The organism is Ancalomicrobiaceae bacterium S20, from assembly GCA_040269895.1.
Lineage (GTDB): Bacteria > Pseudomonadota > Alphaproteobacteria > Rhizobiales > Ancalomicrobiaceae > Methyloraptor > Methyloraptor flagellatus.
Genome location: CP158568.1, coordinates 2,253,758 through 2,273,063, shown reverse-complemented (window position 1 = coordinate 2,273,063; position 19,306 = coordinate 2,253,758). Strand labels below are relative to the sequence as shown.

Sequence of the window (19,306 nt, the reverse complement as noted above, 5' to 3'; positions counted from 1 at the left end):
CGATCGCCCAACGCTTCGCGCCTCGGCTCGCCGGCGCCGAGCCGGGCGCCCGGCCTGGCCCGACCTCGCAATCCCCGCAGCCTGCGTCCCAGCCCTCGGTCGAGGCGCCCGTGCCACGCGCGACCCATGTCCGCGCCGTCGAGCCGATCGCCCATCCGCTGCGTGTTGCGCGCGCGCCGGCCGCAGCCCCGGCCCAGCAGGCCCGCGCCGTGCCGATCGAGGACGACGAGCCCGATCATCAGCCGCGCTCGGCGATCGGCGCACTGATCGACAAGCTGCGCCCGCACGGCCGCCACGATGAGGCCCACGCCGCGCCGGGTGCGCCCCGCGCTCAGCAGGGCCTCACCCGCGACGAAATCCGGCGCCTGCAGTCGACGCTGTTCGAGCTGCTCGAGTGCAAGCGCCTGCTCGATCAGGTGCGCTAGAGCAAGGCCCGGCCGGAGGGAGCCGCTCCGGTCGGAACAGGTTTGCGTCCGCGAGATCGAGAGAGCCTATCCGATCCCATCGGATGGTATCCCACTCCGGAGCCGCCGTCGGACTGCGGCGGGGCGGGGCGCTTGCAGGTCCGCACGGCCGGCCGATGCCGGTGGAAGGCGCCGCCGCCGTGCCCTGAAAGAGGTTGCGCGGGTCTCGGAAACAGTCTAATCCGGCGCTCAGTCGGAGCGTAGCGCAGCCTGGTAGCGCACCTGCATGGGGTGCAGGGGGTCGGAGGTTCGAATCCTCTCGCTCCGACCATTTTCCAAAGAGATCGGACAAGTGGTTGCCCCACGGCGCGAGCCGCCGCAGATCGCGCCGCCGCGCTCAAAACCATGCCTGCCGTCTGCCATGTCGCGCGAGGACATGACACGGCGCTCGTTCTCTGAGACAAGCGTGCCCATATCATAGAGCCGGCAGCCCGGGTCCGCATGGTGCGCGCGCCGCCGACCGCCCGTTCGAGAAGAGGTTGAGCCATGTCCGACACAGCCGTTGCCGCCCGCCCGAATCGGCTTGCCGAGCTGATGGCGACGAAGCCGGTGCTGCTCGCCGATGGGGCCACCGGCACCAACCTGTTCAACATGGGCCTGACCTCCGGCGACGCGCCCGAGCTCTGGAACGAGATCCACCCCGATCGGATCCGCGCGCTGCATCAGAGCTTCGTCGATGCCGGCGCCGACATCATCCTCACCAACTCCTTCGGCTGCAATCGTCGCCGGCTGATGCTGCACGATCTGCAGGCGCGCACCCGCGAACTGAACCGGATGGCGGCCGAGAACGCCCGCGCCGTCGCCGATGCGGCCGGACGCCCGGTGATCGTCGCCGGTTCGGTCGGCCCGACCGGCGACCTGTTCGAGCCGCTCGGCCCGATGACCGAGACCGAAGCGGTCGACGTGTTCAAGGAGCAGATCGAGGGCCTGATCGACGGCGGCATCGACGTGGTGTGGATCGAGACCATGTCGGCGCCGGAAGAGATGCGCGCCGCCGCCGCGGCCGCCCAGGCGCTCGGCATGCCCTACACGATCACCGGCAGCTTCGACACCGCCGGCCGCACCATGATGGGCCTGCCGCCGCAGGGCATGCCCGATCTCGCCCACGCGCTCCATCCGGCGCCGGTCGCGATCGGCGCCAATTGCGGCGTCGGCGCCTCCGATACGCTGGTCTCGGTCGGCACGATGACGGCGGCCGATCCGGATCTGATCGTGATCTCCAAGGCCAATTGCGGCATCCCGCAGGTCGATGGCGATCAGGTCAAATACACCGGCACGCCCGAGCTGATGGGCCGTTACGCCAAGCTCGCGATCGATTCAGGCGTCCGCATCATCGGCGGCTGCTGCGGCACCTCGCCGACGCACCTCGCCGCCATGCGCCATGCCATCGACACGCACACGCGCGGCGACCGGCCGACCTTCGAGGCCATCGTCGCCGACGTCGGCCCGCTGCAATCGCCGCCCCCGGCCGCGACAGAAGGCGAAGGCCGCGAGCGCCGCAACCGCCGGCGCGGTTGAGACGTCTCGGCCGAGGGGGCGCAATCACGCACCCGGCCGGCTCAGCCATGCGCCGCGACGCTGTCGCGCGGCGCCTGAGCGCGATCGTCCATGCCGTAATCGCGGATGACCTCGGCGATGCGCAGCCGGTAGCCCTCGAAGATGCCGCCGCGACCCGCGGCTTGCGCCTCGCGATGCGCCGCCGTGCGCCGCCATTCGTCGAGCGCGGCCTCGTCGCGGAAGAACGACACCGACAGGATCTTGCCCGGATCGGTGATGCTGCGAAACCGCTCGACGGACACGAAGCCGTCGAGCGCCTCGACGATCGGTCGCAGCTCGGCGGCGCGGGCGAGATACTCCTCGATGCGGTCGGGATGTGGGCGCACTTCGAAGATGACGGCGATCATCGGGCTTCCTCTTCGGCGAGGCGCATCGTGCCGGCGACCGGCGCCAGGAACGTGCGCTCTTCTCTCAGGATCAGGTGTTCGAGCTCGGCGAACTGGAAATTCTCGAAGCCGGCCGGGTCGGCTCTGAGCCGCGCCCGGTAGGCCTCGTAGTCCGCGAGGCTCGCAAAACCGATCATCGCATGGGCGATGTCGTTCGTCCCCTCGTGCGGCAGGAAATAGCCGATCAACCGGCCGCCGACGCGCGGGATGATCCGCCCCCAGGCCTCCGCATAGGCCTGGAACAGCGCACGCTTGAACGGATCGATCTGGTAGCGGATGTGGACGACGATCATGGGCTGTCTCCCGTCGCGCCGGACCGTCCGGCGCTGGACAGGCACGAAACTAGCCGCTTGCACGGCGCTCATGTTTCGATCACCATCGAAGCATGAAGACAGGTCCGGACATTGCCGCCGTCGCCGCGCTGATCGGCGATCCCGCCCGCGCCAACATGCTCGCCGCGCTGATGGCCGGCGTGGCGCTGACCGCGACCGAACTGGCGGCCGAGGCCGGCGTGACCGCGCCGACCGCCAGTTCGCATCTGTCCCGGCTGGTCGAGGGCGGCCTGGTCGCGCCGACCAAGCAGGGCCGGCATCGCTACTATCGACTGACCGACGGCGATGTCGCCGCGGCGATCGAGGCGCTGATGGGCGTCGCGGCGCGCACCGGCCGGCTGCGTAGCCGCTTCGGCCCGCGCGAGCCGGCGCTGCGCAAGGCGCGCGTCTGTTTCGATCATCTGGCGGGTGACAAGGGCGTCGCGCTGTTCGAGGCGCTGCGCGGCGGCGGCCATCTGGCGGTCGAAGGGGAGGGCGCGGCACTCACCGCCAGCGGCCGCGACCTCGTCGCCCGCTTCGGCGTCGAGCCGGTCGCCGACCGGCCGCGCCGGCCGGCCTGCCGCTGCTGCCTCGATTGGAGCGAGCGCCGCCACCATCTCGCCGGCCCGATCGGCCGCGCGATCCTGGCGCGCACCCTCGAGCTCGGCTGGGCGAGCCGCGTCGACGGCACGCGCATCGTCGCCTTCACGCCGGCCGGCGAACGGGCGTTCGACGGCTGGCTCGGTACGATGCGCTGCGCGGCGGCGTGAGCGCGCTGCCGTCGGCTGCTACTTGTCGCGCCGGAGCACGGCCTGCAGCACGTCGCGGACGCCGATCGCGCCGACGAAACGGTCCTCGTCGTCGAACAGCGCCACCGGCGCGGCGTCGCGGTGCATGGCGAGCATGACCGTCTTCAGTGGCGTCTTCGGCCGCGCCCAGAACACGACATGCGCCTCGTCGGGTACCGGCGCCTCGGCCGCCTCGCAGGCGACCCAGCTTGCCGGCAGGCCGTCGCGCACCGCCTCGACCACCTTGCGATCCGGCCCGAGCCGGAACCGCGTCGTCTTGCGCCGGTCGAGCCAGACCCAGCCGTCGTCGGTCGTCTCCAGGTCGCGCGCGTCGCGCATGACGTTGTAGGCGGTCAGGACGTTGAGCGGGTTCACGTTGGCGACGAACTCGCGGACGTAGGCGTTCGCCGGATGCAGCACGATCTCCTCCGGCGGGCCCATCTGGACGACCCGCCCGCCCTCGAGGATGGCGATGTGGTTGCCGAGCTTCAGCGCCTCGTCGAGGTCGTGGCTGACGAAGACGATGGTCTTCTTCAGCTCCTTCTGCAGCACGAGCAGCTCGTCCTGCAGCTTGGTGCGGATCAGCGGATCGAGCGCGGAGAACGGCTCGTCCATCAGCAGGATGTCGGCATCGGTCGCGAAGGCGCGGGCGAGCCCGACGCGCTGCTGCATGCCGCCGGAAAGCTCATGGGCGTATTTGTCGGCCCATTTGGTGAGCCCGACCATGGCGAGCTTGGCATCGACGATGGCGTCGCGCTCGGCCTTGGCCATGCCGCGCAGTTCGAGGCCGAAGCCGACGTTCTCGCGCACCGTGCGCCAGGGCAGCAGCGCGAACTGCTGGAACACCATGGCGACGCGCTTCTGCCTGAGCCGGCGCAGGCTCGCCGGATCGCAGGTCGCGACATCGACGGGCGTGCCGCCGTCGTCGACCAGGATGTGGCCGCGCGTGATCGGGTTGAGGCCGTTGATGGCGCGCAGGATGGTCGATTTGCCCGAGCCCGACAGGCCCATCAGCACGCAGATCTCGCCGCGCTCGACAGTGATGTCGACATTGGCCGCGCCGAGCACGGCGCCGGTCTCGGCCAGGATCTCCTCGCGCGTCCGGCCCTCGTCAAGCAGCTGCACCGCGCGGCGGGTGTCCTTGGCGAACACGATGTCGAGGCCGCGGATCGACACGGCCGGCGGCGTGGCCCGCGCCGCGATCGGGGCGCCTTCGTCGGCGAGCGGACGCGAAACGGTCTGGTGCATGGCGTCAGATCCTCTCACGGCGCTTGGCGACCCGGTCGAGCACGATCGCGAGCAGCACGATCGCGAAGCCGGCCTCGAAGCCCATCGGAATGTTGACGGTGTTGAGTGCGCGCACGACCGGCTTGCCGAGCCCGCCCGCGCCGACGAGCGCGGCGATGACCACCATCGACAGGCTCAGCATGATGCACTGGTTGACGCCGGCCATGATGGTCGGCAGCGCCGAGGGCAGCTCGACCTTCCAGAGCAGCTGGCTCTTGGTCGCGCCGAACGCCTCGCCGGCCTCGATCAGCGGCTTCGGCACCGAGGTGATGCCGAGATAGGTGAGCCGGATCGGCGCGGGGACGGCGAAGATCACGGTCGAGATCATGCCCGGCACGACGCCCAGGCCGAACAGCACCAGCGTCGGGATCAGGTAGACGAAGGTCGGCAGCGTTTGCATGAGATCGAGCACCGGCCTGAGCGCCTCGTAGGCCCAGGGCCGATGCGCGGTGTAGACGCCGATCGGCACGCCGATGACCACCGACACCAGCGTGGCGACGCCGACGAGCGACAGCGTCTCCATCGTCGCGTCCCAGTAGCCGAGGTTCATGATCAAGAGGAGCGACAGGCCGACGCCGACGCCGAGTTTGGCGCTGCGGTGATAGAAGCCGGCCGCGAGCGCGATCGCGGCGAGCATCAGGAGCGGCGGCGGCAGCAGCAGGAGCTTGGTCAGCCCCTCGATCAGCACCTTGAGGCCGTCGGAAATGAGATCGATCGCCGGGCCGAAATGGTCCTGGATGAACTCGATGACGACCTTCATCCAGGCCCCAAGCGGGATCTTGTGGGATGTGATCCAGGATTCCATCGGCTGATCCCCTTTTCAGCGACGGTGATCGATGCGCCGCGCGGCGCGCGACGGGGTATTCGGGCGCATGGGCTAGGTGGGCCGGGCTATGCGGCCGGCGCAGCCAGACAAGTGAGCAAACGGCCGCGCGGATCGCTTCGGCGGCGAAGGCCCTGATCACGCGTCGGCGGATTGCGGGTGCCGGCAGCATGACCGCCGCCGTCGTCCGCAATGAATTTGCGCCGAGCAGACTAGCGCTGCAGCCGCGGTTGCCTCAATCGGGCAGCCCCTCAATCGGGGCAGCCCCCTCGATCGGGCAGCCCTGGCACCGACGATCGTTGCCGGTCGAGCGCCGAACGGCCCGGCCAAAGCCCGGTTCGATCGGAGATGGCCGACCGGCATCACGCGAGCCGGCCGGACCCGCGAAGATCCGGCCGGCGTCAGGCATGGTTCAGAGGCCGAGGCTCTTCTTGACCGCCGGCAGGCCCGGCTTGCCGTCGAAGGTGGTGACGCCCTTCAGCCAGCCTTCGAGCGCGGCCGGATGCGCCTTCAGCCACTTCTCGCCGGCCTTCTCGCCGTCGAGACCGCCATCGAGGATGTAGCCCATCGTCTCGTTCTCCTGGATCAGGGAGAACTTGAGGTTCTTGATGAACTGGCCGACGTTCGGGCATTCGGCCGTGTAGCCGGCGCGGGTGTTGGTGTAGATGGTGGCGCCGCCGAGGTTCGGACCGAACACGTCGTCGCCGCCCTCGAGGTAGCGCATCTTGAACTTGGTGTTCATCGGATGCGGCTCCCAGCCGAGGAAGATCACGTCTTCCTTGCGCTTGGAGGCGCGCTCGACCTCGGCGACCATGCCCTGCTCGGACGACTCGACCAGCTCGAAGCCCTTGAGGCCGAACTTGTCGTCCTTGATCATGTCGAGGATCAGCCGGTTGCCGTCGTTGCCCGGCTCGATGCCGACGATCTTGCCCTTGAGCTTGTCCTTGAACTTCTTGATGTCGGCGAAGGTCTTGAGCCCGGCGTTATAGGTCGGTTCGAGCACCGCCAGGGTGTACTTGGCGCCGTCGAGGTTGACGCCGACCACATCGATCGACTTGTCGTCGACGTAGGGCTTCCGGTCGGCTTCCATGGTCGGCATCCAGTTGCCGAGGAAGACGTCGATGCTCTTGTTCTTCATTGCCGTATAGGTGACCGGAACCGAGAGCACCTCCGACTTCGGCGTGTAGCCGAGGGCGGAGAGGACGCGCGAGGCCGTTCCGGTGGTCGCGGTGATGTCGGTCCAGCCGACGTCGGCGAAGCGGACGGTCTTGCAGCTTTCCGGCTCGGCCGCCACGGCCGCGACGGACTGGGCGAGCACCACGGCGAGCGCGGCGATGACGGTACGGGTGCGGGACATGTTCTCTCCTCCCAAGAAAACCGGGGGCGGCTGACGACGTCGATGCCGGTCCGGGCCGGTGCCTCCGTCAGAGGATCCCGGTCCCGTGGCGCCGCTGGCGCACGAGGACCGATGGGCCCCTCTGGCCGAAGGTCGACGGCTCGCTTGTCGAGGTCCGGATGATCTCCCTTCCGACCCTCGACGGAACCGCCGGTGCGCCAGTCGTAGCGCTCTCCGCCGACCCGCGTCAAAGCGGTTCGCCGGCCCCGTCCGACCTCGTCTCCCGAACGTCTCTCCCCGATCGGCGGCGCTCTCTCGGCCCGCCCGAAATCGATTGAATACGCGATCAATCTGATACGCAAGTCCCCCGATGTGATCTCTGAACGGGCAAATACGCCGGGTGCCTGCGACGCGGGCATTCTTGCGGCGGTTGCGAAGGTCGTGCTGTGGAGAAAACCCTTGAACTTTCAACGGCAGCTTAGTGCTGAGTCGAAATCTGAGCCGTGAAAATAAGCAAATGCAAAAACTTACGCCGCAGTGCGGAATCTGAATCGAAACATGAATTCGCAACGGCCAGATCCCGATCTCGCCTGGCTTTCGGTTGCGTCGGCGCACCGCGCGCCGCGACGGCCCGGGCGCTGGCGAGCCCTCGTCAACTGCTCGATCGGCTTGACTGAATAAGTGTTCAAACTATGCTGCTGGCACGAACGAGGCGGCGGCGATGGGCGCGAGATCCGAGAAAGCAAAGTCGACAGAGAAGGTTAGGCGTCTCGAGCCCGAGGACGTCCGCCGTCGCCAGCTGATCCTGGCGACCATCGAGGCCATCGCCGAGGTCGGTTTCAATGCCGCGACCGTCGGCGAGATCGCGCGCCGGGCCGGAGTCTCGGTCGGACTGGTCGCCTTCTACTTCCAGGACAAGGACGGCCTCCTCGAAGCGACACTCAGGCATCTGGCCGGCCAGCTGGCCGCGACCTACGTCGATCTCCTGCGCCATGCCGCCTCGCCGCGCGCCCGCATCGAGGCGATGATCGAGGCGAACCTCGGCGCCGAGCAGTTCGATCGCCGCATTGCGACGGTCTGGCTCGCTTTCTGGGGCCAGGTGCCGGTCCGGCCCCGGTTCGCCCGCATCCAGCGCGTCTACGAGCGCCGCATGGTCGCCAACCTGACGCACGACTTCGCCATGGTGCTGGCGCGTCCCGAAGCCGCGCGGCTCGCCGCCGCCACCGCGGCGATGATCGACGGCGCCTGGCTGCGCGCCACGCTCTCCGCCGAGCCGCGCCATGCCGGCGAGGCGCGCGCCATGGTCTCCACCTTCGTCGACGCGCAGCTCGCGCTGGTCGGCATCGCCCTGTTCAGAAAGGACCCGCGTTCATGACCGCCGCCCCGCGCTACGGCCTGATCCGCAACCACATCGGCGGCGCCTACGTCGACGTCGGCAATGCGGAGCGATTCGTCTCGATCGATCCGGCGCGCGGCGAGACGATCGCCGAGATCGAGCAGGCCGATGCGGCGCTGGTCGACCGCGCGGTCGAGGCGGCACGGGCCGGCTTCAAGATCTGGTCGCGCATGACCGGCACCGAGCGCGGCCGCATCCTGCGCCGCGCCGCCGACCTCTTGCGCGCCCGCAACGACGAACTGGCCGAGATCGAGACCCGCGACACCGGCAAGCCGATCCAGGAGACCAGCGTCGTCGACATCATCTCCGGCGCCGACTGCCTCGAATATTTCGCCGGCCTCGCGCCGACGCTGACCGGCGAGCACGTCGACCTCGGCCCGTCGGCGTTCGGCTATGTCCGGCGCGAGCCGCTCGGCGTCGTCGGCGGCATCGGCGCCTGGAACTATCCGATCCAGATCGCCTGTTGGAAGTCGGCCCCCGCGCTCGCCTGCGGCAACGCCATGGTGTTCAAGCCGGCCGAACTGACGCCGCTGACCGCCGCCAAGCTCGCCGAGATCTTCGCCGAGGCGGGGCTGCCCGATGGCGTCTTCAACGTGATCCAGGGCGACGCCCGCACCGGCCGGGCGCTGGTCGCCCATCCCGACGTCGCGAAAGTCTCGCTGACCGGCGAGGTCGGCACCGGCAAGCGCGTCATGGCCGCCGCCGCCGAGACGCTGAAGCACGTGACGCTCGAACTCGGCGGCAAGTCGCCGCTGATCGTGTTCGACGACGCCGGCATCGAGAACGCCGTCACCGGCGCGCTGCTCGGCAACTTCTATTCCGCCGGCGAGGTCTGCTCGAACGGCACCCGCGTCTTCGTGCATCGCAAGATCCGCGACGCCTTCCTGGAGCGCCTGAAGGCGCGCACCGAGGCGATGGTGATCGGCGATCCGCTCGACCCGAAGACCCATGTCGGCGCGCTGATCTCGCGCGACCACATGGAAAAGGTGCTCGGCTACATCGAGAAGGGCAGGGCGGAAGGCGCCCGCGTGCTGGTCGGCGGCGAGCGCGTCACCCGCGACGGCCTCGATCGCGGCGCCTTTGTCGCCCCGACCATCTTCGACGGCTGCTCCGACGACATGGCGATCGTGCGCGAGGAGATCTTCGGCCCGGTGATGACCGTGCTTTCGTTCGAGGACGAGGACGAGGTCGTCGCCCGCGCCAACGCGACCGACTTCGGCCTCGCCGCCGGCGTGTTCACCCGCGACCTGACCCGCGCGCACCGCGTGGTGGCGAACCTCGAGGCCGGCACCTGCTGGATCAACGCCTACAACATCACGCCGATCGAACTGCCCTTCGGCGGCGTCAAGCGCTCCGGCCTCGGCCGCGAGAACTCGAAGGCCGCGATCGAGCATTTCACGCAGGCGAAGAGCGTCTACGTGGCGATGACCGACGTCGAGGGGCCGTACTGACGGCTTCCCGCCCCGCACGCCACCCACTGCGCCGCGACGAATGAACAACCTGAGCGAGGCGACCATGAACGCCGACTACATCATCGTCGGGGCCGGATCGGCCGGCTGCGTGCTTGCCGCCCGGCTCTCGGAAGACGGCAAGAACCGCGTGCTGGTCGTCGAGCGCGGCGGCTCGGACGGCTCGATCTTCATCCGGATGCCGACCGCGCTGTCGATCCCGATGAACATGGAGAAGTACAACTGGTTCTACGAGACCGAGCCGGAGCCCGGTCTCGGCGGCCGCGTCATGCATTGCCCGCGCGGCAAGGTTCTCGGTGGCTCGTCCTCGATCAACGGCATGGTCTATATCCGCGGCAACGCCTGCGATTTCGACAGTTGGGCCGAACAGGGCGCCGACGGCTGGTCCTACGCCGACGTGCTGCCCTACTTCCGCCGCGCCGAGACCCGCGCCGAAGGCGGTGATGAATACCGCGGCGCCGACGGCCCGCTGCACACGAGCTATGGGCCGACCGAGAACCCGCTCTATCGCGCCTTCGTGCAGGCGGGCGTCGAGGCCGGCTATGCCGAGACCACGGACGTCAACGGCTATCGCCAGGAAGGCTTCGGCCGGATGGACATGACGGTCCACAAGGGCGAGCGCTGGTCGGCCGCGCGCGCCTATCTGAAGCCGGCGATGAAGCGGTCGAATCTTCAGGTCATGACCGGCGTGCAGGTGCTGCGCGTGATCTTCGAGGGCAAGCGCGCGGTCGGCATCGAGATCGAGCGCGGCGGCGCACGCGAGATCCTGCGTGCCGGTCGCGAGGTGATCCTCTCTGCCGGCCCGATCGCCTCGCCGCAGCTCCTGAAGGTCTCCGGCATCGGCCCGGCCGCCGAGTTGACCGCGCATGGCATCCCGGTCGTCGCCGATCGCGCCGGCGTCGGCGAGAACCTGCAGGATCACCTGGAGTTCTATTTCCAGGTCGCCTGCAAGGAGCCGATCACGCTCTACAAGCACCTCAATCTGTTCGGCAAGGCGCTGATCGGCGCGCGCTGGCTGTTCACCCGCACCGGCCTCGGCGCGACCAATCACTTCGAGACCTGCGGCTTCATCCGCAGCCGCGCCGGCGTGCGCTATCCGGACATCCAGTATCACTTCCTGCCGGCCGCGATCCGCTACGACGGCGCCGCCAAGGCCGATCGGCACGGCTTCCAGGCCCATGTCGGCCCGATGCGCTCGAAGTCGCGCGGCGACGTGCGCCTCACCTCGGCCGACATGCGCGACAAGCCGAAGATCCGCTTCAACTACATGACGCATCCCGACGACCTCGAGGAGATGCGCGCCTGCGTGCGGTTGACCCGCGAGATCTTCGCACAACCGGCCTTCGCGAAGTACCGCGCCGAGGAGATCCAGCCCGGCGGGGACGTGACCTCCGACGAGGCGATCGACGCCTGGACGCGCCAGCATGTCGAGAGCGCCTATCACCCGTCCTGCACCGCCAAGATGGGCCGCGCCGGCGATCCGATGGCTGTGGTCGATGCGCAAGGTCGGGTGCACGGCGTCGAGGGCCTGCGCGTGGTCGACAGTTCGGTGATGCCGTCGATCACCAACGGCAATCTCAACGCGCCGACCATCATGATCGGCGAGAAGATGGCCGACGCGATCCTCGGCCGGACGCCACTGCCGCCGTCGAACGCGCCTTACTTCGTGCATTCCGACTGGCAGACCGCGCAGCGCTGAACGGGAGCGGGGAAGGGCGGCCGGCCGCCTCAGGCCGGCTCCGTCTTGCGTGCCGGCATCAGCGACACGATCAGCACGGCGACGAAGATCAGCGCCGCGCCGATCGCGCCGACGAGACCGATGCGCTCGTGGAGCAGCAGCGCGCCGGCGAGCATGGCGAACGGCGCCTCCATGGCGAAGATGATGGCCGCGTCGCTCGACCGGGTGTGCTTCTGCGCTACCGCCTGCAGCGTGTAGCCGACGCCGCCGGAGAACACGCCGGCATAGACGACTTCAGGCCAGGTCGCGCGGATCGCCGCCCAGTCGATCGGGTCGACCGCAAGCGCGATCGCGAGACCGATCGTTGCGGTGAAGACATATTGCGCGAAGACGACGAAGAACGGCCGGCCGGTCTGTTTGACGGCCTTTTCCATGAACACGAGCTGCATCGCCCAGAACAGCGCGCTTGCCGCGATATAGGCGTCGCCGACGCCGATGCCGGAGAGTCCGCCCGACATCAGCCACGCGCCGACGAGCGCGAGGCCGGCGGTCAGGAAGTCGCGGCTCGCCAGCCGATGGCCGAGCATCACCAGCGCCACGAAGGGCGTGAACAGCACATAGAGGCTGGTCAGGAAGCCGGCGTTGGTGACGGTGGTCTTCAGAATCCCCTGCTGCTGCACGATCACGCCGGCGACGAACGACGCGGTCAGCCCGGCCATGACGCCGAGATCGCCCCAGCCGATCGGCCGCGGTCGCCGCCGCGCCTCGATGAAGGCAAGCGGTGCCGAGACGATCGCGGTCAGGATGAAGCGCAGCGCCACGAACCAGAGCGGCGACAGCAGGGCCATCGCGGTCGATTGCGCGACGAAGGCGGCGCCCCAGATCGCGGCGGTCAGGAGCAGCAGCAGATTGGCGGTGGTGCGGGACAAGGGCGCGGGCTCGGCTGAAGGGCAGGGGCGCGCAGCCTGTCGTCAAATTGTACGAGTGTCCAGCGCTGATGCCCGTGCATCGCACGATTCGATTGGGCCCGTCCGCGTATGGCCGTACCGGGCTTCAACCGGCACGATCGTCAGGCTCCACGCGCTGCCATTCGCTCAGGACGGATCATCGCGCCCAGGATGGATCATCGTCTCCGGCCTGAACCCGGATTGCCCGATCCAGGCGAGATAGGCTTCGAGCCCATGCCGGGACGCGTCGCCGGGTTTTGCGCTCGTGCGAGCCGCGGGCTCGGCCGTGCGCTCCGGATCGGACTTCAGGCGATCGGCGATCCCGGCGGCGGTGAACGCGATGTCCCGCCCGGGCGCGGGCGCGCGTTCCATGACGAGTTCGACCGGATCGATCATCGGTCCGGGAGCGACGTCCGAGCGGGCCGGAGTGACTGGAAAGCGATCAAAATCGATCAGCGGATCGAGGCTCATGGCACCACCCCCGAAGTCGCAGGATATGCAACTTAGGATAGTTTTGTCTGTGCGTCTGCGTCAAGAGCGTCGAACCCGCACGCGATCGATCACTTCGCCTCGTAGACGCCGGTAAAACTCATGCCCATGCCGCCGCACTGGGTGTCGTCCTCGACGATCAGGCGCTTGCCGCGCGTCGCCTGCACGAGCCACATGCGCACGCGGCAGGAGCCGTCGGTGGCGAACGTTGCCTTACCCTCGTCGCCATCGGTGAAGGTCAGGCGGTCGCCGGTCGGCTTGATCGTGGCCGCGAACGTGCCGGAGCGGACATTGCCGCGCGCGACCATCTCCTTGACGAAGGCGCCGTAGGTGCCTTCGGCCGAGATGGCGATCTGGCCCTTCGGCGCCGACTTGATCGCGATCGTCGCCTCGGCGCGCTGCCAGTTGCCGACCCAGTCGGCGGCGGTCGGATTGCTGATCGGCGTCAGCTCCTGCAGCCCTGCGGCCGGCAGCCAGCCGAAGGTGTAGCCGCCCTTGAGGCCGCGATAGCCGGCGCAGGCGAAGCCATTGCGGGTCGACGCCACCACCACGACGTCCGCCGGCATGATGTAGGCGCGCATACGGCAGGCGGCGGCGTTGGATGGGCAGGACGGCCCCTCCGACCGGCTCTTGACGAAGTTCAGCTGCTTCTGCGCCTGCGTCACCTCGTAGACCGCGATCGGAGCGTTCGGGTCGAAGCCGAAGCCCGCGCACTCGACATCGCCTTCAGAGGCGATGGCGGTCCGGGCGGCGACGGAGGGGATCAACAGCACGGCCGCGAGCGCGGCGACGAACAGACGAGGCGACATGATGGCTCCAGCAGGACCGCCGGGGCTCGACGGCGGCGGGGAGACCTTGCTGGAGGTTGGTTTCGGCAGCATTTCGTTGCCCGAGCGGAAGGCGCGTCGATCGCGTGGGCGGCGTGCGCCACCTGCATGCGCGATACCTTTCAGGTCTTCACCGCGACCGGCCCCGACGACTGCGGCGCGCCGCGCGCCTTCAGAAAATCGTCGAGCCCGCCGAGCCCGGTGATCCGCGCCTCGAAGGCGAGGCCGAGCCGCTCGGCCGCCTTGTGGGCGCGCGCCTCGATCTCGGGCGCCGGGATCTGCGCCAGATAGACGAGCCGCGTGTAGTTGCCGAAATAGGCGTCTCGCAGCTGCGGGAAGCGGTCGAGCCCGAGGCCTTTCCAGACCAGGCTGTCGAAGTGCCGGACCAGATAGTCGGTCAGGTAGAAGGTGCCCGGCTCGGTGTCATGCAGCGCCTCGAACGCCTCGATGCCGGTGAAGAAGGCGTAGCAGTGCGCGCCATCGATGCGCTCGACGCCCTCGGCCTTCAGCATGTCGTCGAGAAGTCCGCCGGTGCCGCAATCGCCGTAGAGGCAGAGGATGCGGCCATAGCCCTTGCGGCGCGACGAGCGGATCTTGCAGCGCACCGCATCGGGGATCTGTTCGGGGCGGTTGTGCAGCTTCGCCGGAATGCCGGCGACGTCCATATGCGTCCAGGCGTTCAGCTCGATCACCGCGAGGAGCTCGCGCGCCAGCGCCCCGCAGGCGATCACCAGCGTCCGCCCGGCGAGGACGGCCGGATCGGGGGCGGGGCGGCGGCCGGAAACGACGGGCGGGTCTCCGCCCGTCTGCGGGGCGCTCGCCGGCTGTCCGGAGCCGTCCGGCGGCATCTGTGCCGCCGTATGTCCCCGGTCGGCCATCATGGCCTCAGCCCTGCGACTGCAGCGAGCCCTGACGGCGGGCGAGCAGCGACTTGGCGGTCTCGACCGCGACCGCGGCGTCGCGGCAATAGGCATCGGCGCCGATCGCATCGGCGAAGGCCTCGTTGAGCGGCGCGCCGCCGACCAGCACGATGTAGTCGTTCCGCATGCCCTTTTCCTTGAGCGTGTCGATGACGACCTTCATGTAGGGCATGGTGGTGGTCAGAAGCGCCGACATGCCGAGGATTTCCGGCTGATGCTCGGCGATCGCGTCGAGGTACTTCTCGACCGGATTGTTGATGCCGAGGTCGACGACCTCGAAGCCGGCGCCTTCCATCATCATGCAGACGAGGTTCTTGCCGATGTCGTGGATGTCGCCCTTGACGGTGCCGATCACCATCTTGCCGATCTTCGGCGCGCCGGTCTCCGCGAGCAGCGGGCGCAGGATCGACATGCCGGCCTTCATCGAATTGGCCGACATCAGCACTTCCGGCACGAACAGGATGCCGTCGCGGAAGTCGACGCCGACGATGCGCATGCCCTCGACCAGCGCCTTGGTCAGGATGTCGTAGGGCGTCCAGCCGCGCGACAGCAGGATGTTGACGCCCTCTTCGATCGCGTCGGCGAGACCGTCGTAGAGGTCGTCCCACATCTGTTCGACGAGCTCGTCGTCGGAGAGCGAATTGAGGTCGAGATCGTCGTCGGCCAAGGCTGAGGCTCCCGGTCTGGATGGGATCGGTCCCGTATGGGACCATTTCACCCTATCATGACCCGGTCACGACCGTCCGGACTTGCGTCACACGGACAATTGCTAGCGCCGGGACGACCTCGCATCGGCCGCCGCGGACGGCACGGGTCGCCGAATCGGGTCTGCGAAGAAGGGCTCCGGCGGCGGCGGCGCGCGCCCGAGCGGACCACGCCGTATGACCAGGGGAAGGGGCCGCCGCCGGAATTGGTGGCGGGCATCACCCCTTGAGGATGCCCGCGATCTTCTCGATGACGTCGGCCTTGCCGACGCCGGTCAGGAACGCCAGCGTCACGATCGCGGGCTTCGGCAGATTGGCCGGCACCGGCGTCGTCGAGACGACGAGATCGGCGTCGGCGACCAGGCTCGGTACTTCCGTGACCTTGCACTGGCGCGTCTGCACGGCGATGCCGCGCGCCTTCATCTCCTCCTCGATCGCATTGGCGACCACGGTCGAGGTCGCCACGGCGGTTCCGCACGCGACCAGCACGGTCTTCGGGGCCGGCATCGTCATTCTCCCTTGTCGTCGTCGGCCGCCACGGCCGCGAGCAGCTCCTGGATCGATCCCGCGGCGATGACCGCGCGGATGCGAGCCGGATCTTGCAACATCAGCGCGATGGTCTGCAGCATTTCGATCTGCTCGTGCTTGTCCTTGAGGGCGAGCGCGAAGACCACCCGGACCGAGAGTGCCTCGTCCGGGTCTTCCATGCTGCGAAATTCCACCGGCTTCGCCAGCGTCGCGATCGCGACGCCGGGCTTCAGCACATGCACCGGATCGGTGTGCGGCACGGCGACCGCCAGATCGTCCAGCAACGGCAGCCCGGTCGGCATCGCCGCCTCGCGGGCGATCACGGCGTCCCGGTAGGTCGCCCCGACATAGCCCGACGCCTCGAGGCGCCGGGCCAGATCGTCGATCACCTGCTCGGCCGTCTCCGCCGCAATGCCGAGGGCGATCGCGGCGGGGTCGATGTAACGGGCGAGGATCGATGCGCTCATCATTATTCCCCGGCGGCTTCGGCCGTTTCGGTGCCGGCGAGACGTTCCCAGCCGGCGCGATTGCGGGTGAAGGCGACGATGCCGCCGAGCACGACGACCGCGAGCAGGCCGAGGCCGAGCGCGCCGAGGCGGTTGACCGCTTCCACCGTCACCCAGGAGATCCAAAGGAAGCCGTCGACGATGCTGGTCACCTGCGCGGCGTTCTTCGGCAGCGCGAAGCCGGCGGCGGTCGCGGCCGAGGTGAACAGCGGCGCGAGCGCGGTCGCGACGTAGAAGCCGACGGCCAGCGTGATCGTGCCGATGATCACCATGCGGAACACGTTGCCGTTGACGACCGGCGCGGTCATGGCGACCAGGAACGGGATCACCGCGAGGTCGGCGAACAGGATCACGCGGTTGCCCGGCAGGATCACCGACAAGAGGATCGCGATCGGCACCAGGATCAGCGCGCTCGAGATCGCGGCCGGGTGGCCGATCAGGATCGCCGAATCGAGGCCGACGTTGATCTCGCGCGAGCCGGCGCGCTTCTGCACGAATTCGCGCGCGGCCTCCGAGACCGGGATCAGACCCTCCATCAGGATCTTCACCATGCGCGGCAGGAGCACCATGACCGCGGCGAGGTTCATGCCGGCCTTGAGCACCTTGACGACCATCTCGGCCGGCGCGGCCGGGTTCCAGTAGCCGACGAGGCCGAGCACCAGACCGATGACGAGGCCGAGCACGACCGGCTCGCCGAACACGCCGAGGCGGCTCTGGATCGTGTCGGTGTCGATCTTGATGTCGCGGATGCCCGGGATGCGGTCGATGATCCAGTTGAGCACGATCGCGATCGGCAGGATCTGTGCCGAGGCGAGGTGCGGCACCGACACGCCCGGCACGCCATAGAAGCGCTGCACGCCCTTCGCCGACCAGTCGGCGAACAGGAGCGCCAGCGCGGCCATGATCGCGGCGGCGCCGATGCCCATGGCGAGGCTGCCGGTCGCGGCGGTCACGAGCGAGCCGATGAAGGCGAAATGCCAGAAGTTCCAGACGTCGACGTTGAGCGTGCGCGTCAGGCCGGTGAACAGCAGCGCCACATTGACCGCGATGCCGACCGGAATCACCCACAAGCCGACGGATGAGCCGAAGGCGATCGCGGCGGCCGACGGCCAGCCCACGTCCACGACGTCGCGCTTGATGCCGGTGTTGGTGACGATCGCCTGGGCGACGTCGCTGAGGCTCGTCCACATCAGGCCGACGACGAGATTGATGCCGATGAAGGCGACGCCGATGGTGATGCCCGCCCGGAAGGCGCGCGACGGCTTGGCGCCGAGCACCGTGGCGATCACGAAGATGACGATGGGCAGAAGTACGGTCGCGCCGAGTTGATCGACGACGGCCTTCAGTGTCGTGAGCAGGACATCCATTGCGCCAACCTCCCGTTCGAGCGCGATGAATTCAAAGGCGGCCTCGCCGGGTGTCCCTCTTGTTCCTGTACTCGGTTCACGCTCGGTGGAGACGGCGTGAAGACATTCCGGAGAGCAGCAGGGGAAGGATCTGTGTCGGAGAAGCCGGCGCGCGTGAACAAATGTTCATTCGCTGCGCATTCGTTTATGTGACCGACGGACACTTGAGTCAAGTGTGCAGCGGCTGCACAATTGTTCACGCGCAGCGAGGTGTCCCGCCACCGCAAAGCGATGCGCGGCGAAGCATTCGAACGGAAATCCCCGACCTGGAATGTCGCTGCGGAAGCCGCCCGTGCCGACCGACCATCGAGAAGCCCAATGTCCGACGTTCGCCCGATCGACGCCCATGCCCGGTCGCCGGAGATCGACCTCTCCATCCGCGCCGCCTGGCTCTATTACGTGCACGGGCTCGGCCAGGAGGAGGTCGCCCGCCGGCTCAACCTTTCGCGGTCCAAGGTGACGCGCCTGCTGTCGCAGGCGCGCGAGGCGGGGTTCGTGAAGGTGTCGGTCGAGCACGAGACGGTCGAGAGCCTCGCGCTCGCCGACTGGATCTCGAATCACTTCGGCGTCGAGGAGGTGATCCTGACGCCCTTCGCCCGGCCCGAGATCGCCGATCGCGCCGCGGCCGACCGTGCCGGCCGGCAGGCGGTCGGCATCGTGGCGGCGAACCACATCGCGCGCCGGCTCCTCGCCTCCGGGCGGATCACGGTCGGCCTCGGCTGGGGCCGCACGGTGTCGGAGATGATCACCGCGCTGCCGGCGCTGTCGAAGCCGGATCTGACGCTCGTCTCGCTGCTCGGCGCCTCGTCCAACGACGACGGCAGCGGCTCTTATTCACTGGCGCTGAAATTCGCCGCCGCGACCGGCGGCCGCGCCCACACCTTCGCCGCGCCGCTGATCGTCGACGACCCGGCCGTCGCCGCGCTGCTGCGGCAGGACGGTGCGATCCGCGAGACGCTCGCCATCGCCGCCGACAGCGACTTCCACATTCTCGGCGTCGGCGACGTGTCGATGGACAATCTCTATTTCGCCGCCGCCGGTCTCGGGTCGGAGACGATCCGGGGCCTGAAGGAGGTCGGCGCGGTCTGCGAGATCGCCGGCCGGTTCCTCGACCGCAACGGCCGGCCCGCGGCGACGCCGCTCAACGACCGCACGCTCGGCATCGATCACGAGACGCTGGTCGCCGCCGACGTGATCGTGCTCGCGGCCGGCCGCCGCAAGGCCGAGCCGCTGGAAGCGCTGCTCAAGGCCGGCATCCCGCGCACCATCATCATCGACGACGAGGTCGCCCAGGCGCTCGCCGAACGCGCCGCCCGCCGCGGCGAGCCGGCGCCCGCGAGCGCCTGACCGCCAGCAAAGGCCTGAGCAATAGTAGCTAGGGACGGGGGCAGGGACCCGCGACAGGCGAACATGCGCGCCGGGGCGTCCGCGGGTCTCGGCCCCCGAAACGCCGACGGCGCCCGTCCTGTCCGGAACGGGCGCCG

General features: G+C 68.8%; 19 protein-coding genes and 1 tRNA gene. 7 read left to right on the top strand and 13 right to left on the bottom strand.

The window, feature by feature from the left end; translation table 11 throughout:
* Positions 1–658 precede the first annotated feature (658 nt).
* Together ABS361_10345 and bmt are read left to right on the top strand one after the other, a co-directional pair.
* A tRNA-Pro gene (locus ABS361_10345) sits at positions 659–735 on the top strand.
* A gap of 215 nt (positions 736–950) precedes the next feature.
* Complete coding sequence (gene bmt, locus ABS361_10340; protein XBY46567.1) at positions 951–1,982, top strand: betaine--homocysteine S-methyltransferase; 1,032 nt, start codon at positions 951–953, stop codon at positions 1,980–1,982.
* A gap of 41 nt (positions 1,983–2,023) precedes the next feature.
* Here the strand turns inward: bmt and ABS361_10335 are convergent, their stop codons facing one another.
* On the bottom strand, positions 2,024–2,368 hold the full coding sequence (locus tag ABS361_10335) for an antibiotic biosynthesis monooxygenase (GenBank protein XBY46566.1): 345 nt from the start codon (positions 2,366–2,368) through the stop codon (positions 2,024–2,026).
* Positions 2,365–2,700, bottom strand: a complete 336-nt coding sequence (locus ABS361_10330; protein ID XBY46565.1) for an NIPSNAP family protein — start codon at positions 2,698–2,700, stop codon at positions 2,365–2,367. Before ABS361_10330 ends, ABS361_10335 begins: the two co-directional genes overlap by 4 nt.
* A 92-nt stretch (positions 2,701–2,792) precedes the next feature.
* On the opposite strand from ABS361_10330, the gene ABS361_10325 reads away from it, so the two are divergent.
* The gene (locus ABS361_10325) at positions 2,793–3,488 is read left to right on the top strand and encodes a winged helix-turn-helix domain-containing protein (protein ID XBY46564.1); all 696 of its coding nucleotides are present in this window, start codon (positions 2,793–2,795) and stop codon (positions 3,486–3,488) included.
* Positions 3,489–3,506: 18 nt separating this feature from the next.
* Here the strand turns inward: ABS361_10325 and choV are convergent, their stop codons facing one another.
* From choV to ABS361_10310, 3 genes are all read right to left on the bottom strand, one after another.
* The gene (gene choV, locus ABS361_10320; GenBank protein XBY46563.1) at positions 3,507–4,754 is read right to left on the bottom strand and encodes a choline ABC transporter ATP-binding protein; all 1,248 of its coding nucleotides are present in this window, start codon (positions 4,752–4,754) and stop codon (positions 3,507–3,509) included.
* 4 nt (positions 4,755–4,758) lie between these two features.
* Positions 4,759–5,598: a choline ABC transporter permease subunit gene (gene choW, locus ABS361_10315; protein ID XBY46562.1), complete on the bottom strand. Its 840-nt coding sequence runs from the start codon at positions 5,596–5,598 to the stop codon at positions 4,759–4,761.
* Between the two features lie 430 nt (positions 5,599–6,028).
* Complete coding sequence (locus tag ABS361_10310) at positions 6,029–6,973, bottom strand: choline ABC transporter substrate-binding protein (protein ID XBY46561.1); 945 nt, start codon at positions 6,971–6,973, stop codon at positions 6,029–6,031.
* Between the two features lie 700 nt (positions 6,974–7,673).
* On the opposite strand from ABS361_10310, the gene betI reads away from it, so the two are divergent.
* The 3 genes from betI (at position 7,674) to betA (ending at position 11,516) form a co-directional block, all read left to right on the top strand.
* A complete protein-coding gene (betI, locus tag ABS361_10305) occupies positions 7,674–8,327 on the top strand; it encodes a transcriptional regulator BetI (GenBank protein XBY46560.1) in 654 nt (217 codons plus the stop codon).
* On the top strand, positions 8,324–9,799 hold the full coding sequence (gene betB / locus ABS361_10300; protein ID XBY46559.1) for a betaine-aldehyde dehydrogenase: 1,476 nt from the start codon (positions 8,324–8,326) through the stop codon (positions 9,797–9,799). The genes betI and betB overlap by 4 nt, the downstream gene beginning before the upstream one ends.
* A gap of 64 nt (positions 9,800–9,863) precedes the next feature.
* A complete protein-coding gene (gene betA, locus ABS361_10295; protein XBY46558.1) occupies positions 9,864–11,516 on the top strand; it encodes a choline dehydrogenase in 1,653 nt (550 codons plus the stop codon).
* A 29-nt stretch (positions 11,517–11,545) separates the two neighbouring features.
* Here the strand turns inward: betA and ABS361_10290 are convergent, their stop codons facing one another.
* The 8 genes from ABS361_10290 to ABS361_10255 form a co-directional block, all read right to left on the bottom strand.
* The gene (locus tag ABS361_10290; GenBank protein ID XBY46557.1) at positions 11,546–12,424 is read right to left on the bottom strand and encodes a DMT family transporter; all 879 of its coding nucleotides are present in this window, start codon (positions 12,422–12,424) and stop codon (positions 11,546–11,548) included.
* Between the two features lie 165 nt (positions 12,425–12,589).
* The gene (locus ABS361_10285) at positions 12,590–12,913 is read right to left on the bottom strand and encodes a hypothetical protein (protein ID XBY46556.1); all 324 of its coding nucleotides are present in this window, start codon (positions 12,911–12,913) and stop codon (positions 12,590–12,592) included.
* An 89-nt stretch (positions 12,914–13,002) separates the two neighbouring features.
* Positions 13,003–13,740 (bottom strand): hypothetical protein, encoded by a 738-nt coding sequence (locus ABS361_10280; protein ID XBY46555.1) that lies wholly within the window; start codon positions 13,738–13,740, stop codon positions 13,003–13,005.
* 140 nt (positions 13,741–13,880) lie between these two features.
* Entirely contained in the window at positions 13,881–14,636 is a 756-nt protein-coding gene (locus tag ABS361_10275; GenBank protein XBY46554.1) for a DUF1638 domain-containing protein, read from the bottom strand.
* A 7-nt stretch (positions 14,637–14,643) separates the two neighbouring features.
* On the bottom strand, positions 14,644–15,345 hold the full coding sequence (locus ABS361_10270) for a B12-binding domain-containing protein (protein XBY46553.1): 702 nt from the start codon (positions 15,343–15,345) through the stop codon (positions 14,644–14,646).
* Between the two features lie 256 nt (positions 15,346–15,601).
* The gene (locus tag ABS361_10265; protein ID XBY46552.1) at positions 15,602–15,889 is read right to left on the bottom strand and encodes a PTS sugar transporter subunit IIB; all 288 of its coding nucleotides are present in this window, start codon (positions 15,887–15,889) and stop codon (positions 15,602–15,604) included.
* Between the two features lie 2 nt (positions 15,890–15,891).
* The gene (locus tag ABS361_10260) at positions 15,892–16,377 is read right to left on the bottom strand and encodes a PTS sugar transporter subunit IIA (GenBank protein XBY46551.1); all 486 of its coding nucleotides are present in this window, start codon (positions 16,375–16,377) and stop codon (positions 15,892–15,894) included.
* Between the two features lie 2 nt (positions 16,378–16,379).
* On the bottom strand, positions 16,380–17,783 hold the full coding sequence (locus ABS361_10255) for a PTS transporter subunit IIC (protein ID XBY46550.1): 1,404 nt from the start codon (positions 17,781–17,783) through the stop codon (positions 16,380–16,382).
* 357 nt (positions 17,784–18,140) lie between these two features.
* On the opposite strand from ABS361_10255, the gene ABS361_10250 reads away from it, so the two are divergent.
* Positions 18,141–19,169, top strand: coding sequence for a sugar-binding domain-containing protein (locus tag ABS361_10250; protein ID XBY46549.1), 1,029 nt, complete (start codon positions 18,141–18,143; stop codon positions 19,167–19,169).
* Positions 19,170–19,306 lie beyond the last annotated feature (137 nt).